At 65.8% G+C, this 1577-nt stretch carries 1 protein-coding gene; it reads left to right on the top strand.

All coding sequences use genetic code 11. The features are described 5' to 3' along the window. A protein-coding gene (locus tag J8I34_RS33900; protein ID WP_209808542.1) for an IS3 family transposase occupies positions 1 to 1577 on the top strand; the annotation gives its coding sequence in 2 pieces (ribosomal slippage) (positions 1 to 441 and positions 441 to 1577; 1578 coding nt annotated over the 2 pieces). This gene is flagged as partial in the annotation.

Below are 1577 nucleotides of genomic sequence, written 5' to 3' on the forward strand. Positions count from 1 at the left end.
TGGCTCGATACGGACAAGTGTTTAAGGACAGAGCGGTGGCGCGGTTGCTGCCGCCGGAGAGCGCCCCGCTGGAACTGGTAGCTCGGGAGATCGGCGTGAGCGCAGATACGCTGGAGCGCTGGCGCAGTGAGGAACTAGCCAAGCCCGCACGCGAGCGCGGCTGGACGGCTGCCGCTCGCCTGGAGGCCGTGATCCTCACGGCAGCCATGGACGAGTCAGCCCGCAGCGCCTGGTGCCGCGAACACGGCGTGTACCCGCAGCAACTGCAGCAATGGCGCGATAGCGCCACGCAAGCGCTTGCCGAGCCGGAGGAGAAGCGCGTCAGTCCGCAGCAAGCCAAGGAAGACCGCCGGCGCATCAAGGAACTCGAGCGCGAACTGCGGCGCAAGGACAAGGTCCTGGCTGAGACAGCAGCGTTGCTGGTATTGTCAAAAAAAGTCTCGGCGATCTTCAACAAGGACAAAGGCGAGGACAAATGATCGGGCTCGAAGATCGCCGGACGCTGGCCCAGGACATCGAAGCGGCCCAGCGGGCCGGCGCGCGGCTGGAACAGGCCTGTGAGGTCGCTGGCATCGACCAGCGCAGCCTGCAGCGCTGGAAGGCCAACCACGGGCTCGTATCGGGTGATGGCAGGCCCGCCGCGGTGCGGCCGACGCCGGCCCATGCGCTGACGCCAGCCCATGCGCTGACGCCAGCCGAGCGCGAGCAGATCCTGCAGGTGGCCAACGAGCCTCGCTTTGCCGACATGCCCCCGGCGCGCATCGTCCCCATGCTGGCCGACGAAGGGGTGTACCTTGCCAGCGAATCGAGCTTCCAGCGTGTCCTGCGCGCGCATGGGCAGAACCAGCACCGAGGCCGCGCCAAGGCGCCGCGCAAGAGCCGCCCACCGACGACACATATAGCCACCACACCGCGCCAGTTGTGGTGTTGGGACCTGACGTACTTGCCTGCCGAGATCGTTGGCCGCTGGTTCTACCTGTACCTGATTCTGGACGTGTACAGCCGCAAGATCGTGGGCTTCGAGGTGCACGACAGCGACGATGCCCACCATGCGGCGCACCTGGTCAAGCGCACTGCGCTGGCCGAGGGCATCCACGCCATGACGGCCAAGCCAGTGCTGCACGGCGACAACGGCTCGACCCTCAAAGCCACGACGGTCCTGGCGATGTTGAACTGGCTGGGCGTCAAGCCGTCGTACTCGCGCCCGCGCGTGAGCGATGACAACGCCTATGTCGAAAGCCTGTTCCGCACGGCGAAGTACCGGCCGGAATTCCCTGACAAGGGCTTCGCCAACCTCGAGGAGGCTCGCGCCTGGGCTTCGCGCTTCGTGCATTGGTATAACCATGATCACCGGCACAGCGGCATCCGCTATGTCAGCCCCGCACAGCGTTATGCGGGTGAAGACGCCGCGATCCTCGCCGCCCGCCACGAGGTATATCTCCAGGCTCGCGCACGCAATCCGCTGCGCTGGTCTGGCACCACGCGCAACTGGGCTCCTATCGGTGCAGTGACCCTGAACCCCGAACGCGATTCCATCGTCCAGACGCATTCTGGGAGCGTCGATATACAGCCATTGG

The sequence above is a fragment of the Cupriavidus phytohabitans genome (assembly GCF_017815025.1).
Classification (GTDB): domain Bacteria; phylum Pseudomonadota; class Gammaproteobacteria; order Burkholderiales; family Burkholderiaceae; genus Cupriavidus.